12 protein-coding genes are annotated in these 6,054 nt (G+C 69.1%); all 12 read right to left on the bottom strand.

The features are described from left to right. Nucleotides 1-35: 35 nt before the first annotated feature. On the bottom strand, nt 36-314 hold the full coding sequence (gene rpsQ / locus KY462_11740) for a 30S ribosomal protein S17 (GenBank protein MBW3578388.1): 279 nt from the start codon (nt 312-314) through the stop codon (nt 36-38). A 5-nt stretch (nt 315-319) separates the two neighbouring features. Next, nucleotides 320-535: a 50S ribosomal protein L29 gene (rpmC, locus tag KY462_11745; protein MBW3578389.1), complete on the bottom strand. Its 216-nt coding sequence runs from the start codon at nt 533-535 to the stop codon at nt 320-322. Between the two features lie 2 nt (nt 536-537). Further along, entirely contained in the window at nt 538-954 is a 417-nt protein-coding gene (rplP, locus tag KY462_11750) for a 50S ribosomal protein L16 (GenBank protein MBW3578390.1), read from the bottom strand. After that, a complete protein-coding gene (gene rpsC / locus KY462_11755) occupies nt 954-2,132 on the bottom strand; it encodes a 30S ribosomal protein S3 (protein ID MBW3578391.1) in 1,179 nt (392 codons plus the stop codon). Before rpsC ends, rplP begins: the two co-directional genes overlap by 1 nt. Before the next feature lie 31 nt (nt 2,133-2,163). Continuing rightward, a complete protein-coding gene (gene rplV, locus KY462_11760; protein ID MBW3578392.1) occupies nt 2,164-2,532 on the bottom strand; it encodes a 50S ribosomal protein L22 in 369 nt (122 codons plus the stop codon). A gap of 38 nt (nt 2,533-2,570) precedes the next feature. After that, a complete protein-coding gene (gene rpsS / locus KY462_11765) occupies nt 2,571-2,858 on the bottom strand; it encodes a 30S ribosomal protein S19 (protein MBW3578393.1) in 288 nt (95 codons plus the stop codon). Between the two features lie 16 nt (nt 2,859-2,874). After that, nucleotides 2,875-3,705 (bottom strand): 50S ribosomal protein L2, encoded by an 831-nt coding sequence (gene rplB / locus KY462_11770; protein ID MBW3578394.1) that lies wholly within the window; start codon nt 3,703-3,705, stop codon nt 2,875-2,877. Between the two features lie 50 nt (nt 3,706-3,755). Continuing rightward, a complete protein-coding gene (gene rplW, locus KY462_11775) occupies nt 3,756-4,046 on the bottom strand; it encodes a 50S ribosomal protein L23 (protein ID MBW3578395.1) in 291 nt (96 codons plus the stop codon). Continuing rightward, nucleotides 4,043-4,762, bottom strand: a complete 720-nt coding sequence (rplD, locus tag KY462_11780; protein MBW3578396.1) for a 50S ribosomal protein L4 — start codon at nt 4,760-4,762, stop codon at nt 4,043-4,045. The genes rplW and rplD overlap by 4 nt, the downstream gene beginning before the upstream one ends. Continuing rightward, nucleotides 4,759-5,412, bottom strand: a complete 654-nt coding sequence (rplC, locus tag KY462_11785; protein MBW3578397.1) for a 50S ribosomal protein L3 — start codon at nt 5,410-5,412, stop codon at nt 4,759-4,761. The genes rplD and rplC overlap by 4 nt, the downstream gene beginning before the upstream one ends. Nucleotides 5,413-5,468: 56 nt before the next feature. Continuing rightward, nucleotides 5,469-5,777, bottom strand: a complete 309-nt coding sequence (rpsJ, locus tag KY462_11790; GenBank protein ID MBW3578398.1) for a 30S ribosomal protein S10 — start codon at nt 5,775-5,777, stop codon at nt 5,469-5,471. A 167-nt stretch (nt 5,778-5,944) separates the two neighbouring features. Continuing rightward, on the bottom strand, nt 5,945-6,054 hold a 110-nt coding region (locus tag KY462_11795), incomplete at its 5' end, for a hypothetical protein (GenBank protein MBW3578399.1).

The following is a 6,054-nucleotide window of genomic DNA, read 5'->3' on the forward strand; positions in this document are numbered from 1 at the left end:
CATCGGGCGGTCGACCAACGGCACCCGTCGAGCGGCTACTTCGCCCGCTCGACGATCTCCGCCAGCCTCCAACGCTTCGTCTTGCTCAGGGGCCGGGTCTCCACGATCCGGACACGGTCGCCGATCGCTGCTTCGTTGCGCTCGTCGTGGGCGTGGTGCTTCGACGAGCGCTGCATCGTTTTGCCGTACAGCGGATGGGTGGTTCGCCGGTCGACGCTGACGACGATCGTCTTGTCGGCGGCGTCGCTGACCACCAACCCCGTCCGTTCCTTGCGGCGGGCCCGGCCGGAGACGGCTGCTGTGGTGTCGCTCACGTCGGTCACCTCGGCGTTTCGGCGGCGTCCGCGGCCAGCTGGCGCTCGCGGAGCACGGTCAGGCAGCGGGCGATCTCGCGCTTGACCTCCTTGAGGCGGCGCGGGTTGTCCAGCTGACCGGTGACGTGCTGGAAACGCAGGTTGAACAGCTCGTCCTTGTGCTCGGTCAGCTGCTGTCGTAGCTCAGCCTCGGGGAGCTCGCGCAGTTCGGTGGCGTCCACGGTCAGATCTCCTCGCGCGTCACGAACTTGGTCTGGACGGGCAGCTTGTGGCTGGCGCGGCGCATGGCCTCGCGGGCAAGCTCCTCCGACACGCCCGACAGCTCGAACATCACCCGACCCGGACGGACAGCGGCGATCCAGTGATCAGGCGAGCCCTTACCGGATCCCATGCGGGTCTCGAGCGGCTTCTTGGTCACCGGACGGTCGGGGAAGATCGTGATCCGGACCTTCCCTCCGCGGCGGATCGCGCGGGTCATCGCCACACGTGCGGCCTCGATCTGGCGGGCGGTGATCCACCCGTGGGTCGTGGCCTTCAAGCCGTAGTCGCCGACGTGGACCTCGGTGTGGCCCTTCGCCAGCCCGCGTAGCGGCTTCGGGCGGTGCTGCTTGCGGTGCTTCACACGCTTGGGCGAGAGCATCAGCCACCCTCCCTTGGCGTCTTCGACGGGTCCTCGGGTTCGTCGGTGGAGCCGCGGTGCGGTTTGGTCTCGACGAACTCCGTGTCCTCCACGGACGGCTCCGGTACCGCGTCTGGCGCCACGTCGGCGACCGACATCGGCCCCGACTGCGCTGGGGCGGCGTCGGTCGTGGCTTCCTCGACGTCGTGCCTGGCGGTCTTGCCGCGCTCGTCCACGGTGACCGGGTGGGGCTCTGCGGCCTGCCCTCCGCCGCGGTGCCCGGCCGCCACGTCAGGAGCCGGGGTGGCGGTGTCCTGCTGCTCGGGCGCGGGGACCGCGGGCGTCTCCTTCGCCACGTGCTCGGCGGCTCCCTCATCGGGTGGAGAGGCCGGCGACGTGCTCTGGGCGTGCTCCCGCCGTTCGGCCTGCTCGTCGCCGAGACCGGCGGCCCGGGCGGCAGCGCGGGCGGCCTTGCGGGCGGCCTTGCGGCGGCTGGGGCGGTCTTCGGTGGGGCGTCCCTCAGCCGCCGCCTTGGCACGCTGCATGGCGCGCTGGGTCTCGATGTCCTCGGCCGACGGCAGCTGGTCGCCCTTGTAGATCCACACCTTCACGCCGATGCGCCCGTACGTGGTGCGGGCCTCGTCGAAGCCGTAATCGACCACGGCACGTAGCGTGTGCAACGGCACCCGGCCCTCGCGGTACCACTCCGACCGGCTCATCTCGGAGCCACCGAGCCGGCCCGACACCTGCACGCGGACCCCCTGGGCGCCGGCCTTCTGCGCCGACTGCACCGCGCGGCGCATCGCGCGCCGGAACGACACCCGGCCGCGGAGCTGTTCGGCGGTGTTGAAGGCCAGCACCTGCGCGTCGAGCTCCGGGTTCTTGATCTCGAGGATGTTCAGCTTGATCTGCTTGCCGGTCATCTTCTCCAGCGCGCCACGGATCGCGTCGGCCTCACTACCCCGGCGTCCGATCACGATCCCCGGCCGGGCCGCGTGGACGTTGATGTCGACCCGGTCGTCGCTCCGGACGATCTCCACCCGCGAGATCCCGGCATGCCGCACCCGTTCCTTGATGTACTCACGGATCCGGGCGTCCTCATGCAGGTAGTCCGCGTACTTCTTGTCCGCGAACCACTTGGATCTCCAGTCGGTCGTGACACCGAGCCGGAATCCGTACGGGTGTACCTTCTGTCCCACTCTCAATTCTCCTTCGTGGTCCGGGGCGCGCTCAGTCCTGTGGTGCGCCGGCAGGCCGGGCGGGCTCGCGTGTGCCCACGACGACCGTGATGTGGCTCGTCCGCTTGCGGATGCGGTAGGCGCGTCCCAGAGCCCGCGGTTGCCAGCGACGCAAGGTCGGTCCGTCGTCGGCGTAGGCGTTCATGACCCACAGCTCGTCGGGGTCGAGGCCGTCGTTGTTCTCGGCGTTGGCGATCGCGGAGTCCAGGACCTTCCGCAGGGGCCTGGCGGCGCCCTTCCCGGAGAAGTCCAGGATACGGCGTGCCTCCTCGACGTGCTCGCCCTTGACCAGGTCCGTCAGCTGCCGGACCTTGGTCGGCGAGACACGCACGTACTTCGCCGTCGCCTTGGTCTGTGCCATGGGTCGCCGTCATCCTCTCCGCCGGGCGTCGCCGGCTGTCACCGTCGACGGGTCTGTGCCGACTTCTCGCCGGCGCCCTTCCACTTGACCACGCGGGTCGGGGCGAACTCACCGAGCTTGTGCCCGACCATGTTCTCCGAGATGTAGACCGGGACGTGCTTGCGGCCGTCGTGGACCGCGATCGTGTGTCCGACCATCTCGGGGAAGATCGTCGAGCGGCGTGACCAGGTCTTGATCACGCGCTTGTCACCTCTGGCGTTCATCTCGTCCACCTTCCTCATCAGGTGGTCGTCGACGAACGGTCCCTTCTTCAGGCTGCGTGGCATGGTGTCTCGAGCCTCCTTAGCGTCGCCGGCCGCCGCGTCGGCGGATGATCTGCTTGTTGGACGCCTTGCCCTTCTTGCGGGTCCGTCGCTGGGGGTTGCCCCACGGGTCGGTCGGGTGCCGGCCGCCCGACGACTTGCCCTCGCCACCGCCCAGCGGGTGGTCCACCGGGTTCATCGCCACTCCGCGGGTCTGCGGGCGGCGGCCCTTCCAGCGCGACCGGCCGGCCTTGCCGGCGCTGACCAACTCGTGCTCCTCGTTCCCGACCGTGCCCACGGTCGCGCGGCAGCGGCTGTCCACCAGGCGGATCTCGCCCGACGGCAGCCGCAGGGCGGCGTTGCGGCCCTCCTTGGCCAACAGCTGGATCTGGGTCCCCGCCGAGCGTCCAAGCTTCGCGCCCCCGCCGGGGCGGAGCTCGACGGCGTGGACGGTGGTCCCCAGGGGGATGCTGCGCAGCGGCATCGCGTTGCCAGGTTGGACGTCGGCCCCCTCGCCCGACTCGACCCGCATCCCTGGGACCAGCCCCTTGGGCGCGAGGATGTAGCGCTTCTCGCCATCGTGATAGTGCAGCAGCGCGATCCGCGCGGACCGGTTGGGGTCGTACTCGATCGTGGCCACGGTCGCGGGGACGCCGTCCTTGTCCCGGCGGAAATCGATCAGGCGGTACTGGCGCTTGTGACGCCCGCCGCGATGGCGGCTGGTGATGCGGCCGTGGACGTTCCGCCCCGACGTCCGGGGCAGCGGACGCAGCAGGGACTTCTCCGGCTCGGTCTTGGTGATCGAGCCGAAGTCGGACACCGACATGCCGCGGCGGGCGTTGGTCGTCGGCTTGTACTTACGGTTCGGCATCATCTGCTCCTCGGTGCGCGCGCCGCGTGTGCCGGCACCCGCCTTGTTCGTCACACGCCGGCGTCGAAGATCTCGATCTCGTCACCGGGCGCAAGGGTCACGATCGCCCGCTTGACGTCGGGGCGCTTCCCCCAGGTCCATCCCCGGCGCTTGCGCTTGCCGCGCCGGTTGAGCGTGTTGACGCTGACGACCTTGACATCGAAGATCTTCTCGACGGCGACCTTGATCTCGGTCTTGTTCGCCGAGGGGTGGACGACGAAGGTGTACTTGTTGTCATCCTGCAGGCCGTAGCTCTTCTCGGAGACAACCGGCCGGATGATGACGTCACGGTGGTCCTTCACGCCGTGACCTCCTCGGCCCCGCCGGTGTCGGGTGCAGCGGACCCCGCGGACGGGGCGGTGTCGGTGCGCCGGCCCGTCCCGATCAGCGGCAGGGCGGCCTCCTCGAACACCACGACGTCGCTCTTGAGCACGTCGAAGGTGTTGAGCTGATCGACCGTGAGGACATGGACTTCTGGCAGGTTCCGGAAGGACTTGAAGGTCGGAAGGTGCAGCGTGCCCAGCACCACCAGGACCTTGCGGTCGTCGAGGCCCCAGCTGGTGAGCGCCGCGACCGCCTCTTTGGTGCGTGGCTGATCGATCGCCAGGCCACGGATCACCGTCACGTCCCCACCGTTGGCGCGGTCGGTCAGGGCCGAGCTCAACGCCACGCGCTTCATCTTCTTGTTGATGCGCTGGCTGTGGTTCTCGTCCGCCGTACGGCCGTGCGCGACGCCACCCCCGACCCACTGCGGGGAACGGATGGAGCCGTGCCGCGCCCGTCCGGTGCCCTTCTGGCGCCACGGCTTGCGGCCACCGCCACGGACCTCGCCGCGGGTCTTGGTCCTGGCCGAGTCCTGGCGAGCGTTGGCCAGCTGTGCCGTGACGACCTGGTGCATCAGCGGCACGTTGACCTGGCCGTCGAACCACTGCGCGGGGAGCTCGACTGTCCCGACCGTCTCACCCGAGAGGTCCTTGACGTCAGCCGTCAGCGACGATACGTGCGGTTGCCCGGTCATCGCCCAGCTCCCGTCCGCGCCGGCGCCTTCACCGCGTCCTGGATCAGGACGACGGACCCGTTGGCGCCGGGCACGGCTCCCTTCACCAGGAGCAGGTTGCGGGCGGGGTCGACGTCGGCCACTTCCAGGCTCTGGATCGTCACCCGCTGGTTCCCCGTCCGGCCCGCCATCCGCTGGCCAGGGAACGTGCGCGATGGGGTGGCGCAGGCTCCGATCGCGCCAGGGTGGCGGTTCTTCTTCTTGACGCCGTGGCCATCGCCCATGCCGGCGAAGTTGTGGCGCTTCATCACGCCGGCGAAGCCCTTGCCCTTGCCGTGACCGGTGACGTCGACCAGGTCACCGGCGGCGAACACGTCACAGGTGACCGTGGCGCCGAGGTCGGTGTCCGGCGCGGCGTCCAACCGGATCTCCGCGATGCTGCGTGCGCCGTCGGCCCCGGCCTTGGCCAGGTGACCGGCGAGTGGCTTGTTGACCTTCCGGCGCGTGCCGTACGCCAGCTGCAGGGCGTTGTAGCCGTCAGTCTCGACCGTCTTGACCTGCGTCACCGTGCACGGACCGGCCTGGATCACCGTCACGGGGGTCACACGGCCGTCATCGTCGAAGACCTGGGTCATCCCCAGCTTGCTGCCCAAGATCCCTCTTGATGCCATGTCTCGCCCTCTTCCTACTCTTGTCAACGTCTGCGGTACAGAGGTGGGTCACCGAGCTACAACTTGATCTCGATGTCCACACCCGTCGGAAGCGACAGGCCCATCAGCTTGTCGATCGTTTTCTGCGTCGGCATGTGGATGTCGATCAGCCGTTTGTGGGTGCGCATCTCGAAGTGCTCGCGTGAGTCCTTGTACTTGTGGGGCGACCGGATCACGCACCACACGTTGCGCTCGGTCGGCAGCGGAACCGGTCCGGTGACGTGGGCACCGGTCGCCTCCACCGTGTCGACGATCTCGCGCGCGGAGCGGTCGAGGACCTCGTGGTCGTAGGCCTTCAGCCGGATCCTGATCTTCTGCTCTGCCATCTGTCTTCTTCTCTCCTGCGGTCCGCCATTCTGCGCGGCCGCGGTCGTCACCGCCTTCTGGGTGTCGGCCTTCTGGGTGTCGCCCGTAGGGCGACTGGTCTTTGCGGAGCCCGAGGGCGCACCCAGAGGCGCTCAGGGCTTGAGCCCCCGGCGGACACCACCGCAGCTCATTTGATGATCTTGGTCACGCGGCCGGCGCCGACGGTGCGGCCACCCTCGCGGATGGCGAACCGCAGCCCCTCATCCATCGCGATCGGGTTGATCAACTCCACCGTCA

The sequence above is a fragment of the Actinomycetota bacterium genome, from assembly GCA_019347675.1.
Classification (GTDB): Bacteria; Actinomycetota; Nitriliruptoria; order Nitriliruptorales; family JAHWKO01; genus JAHWKW01.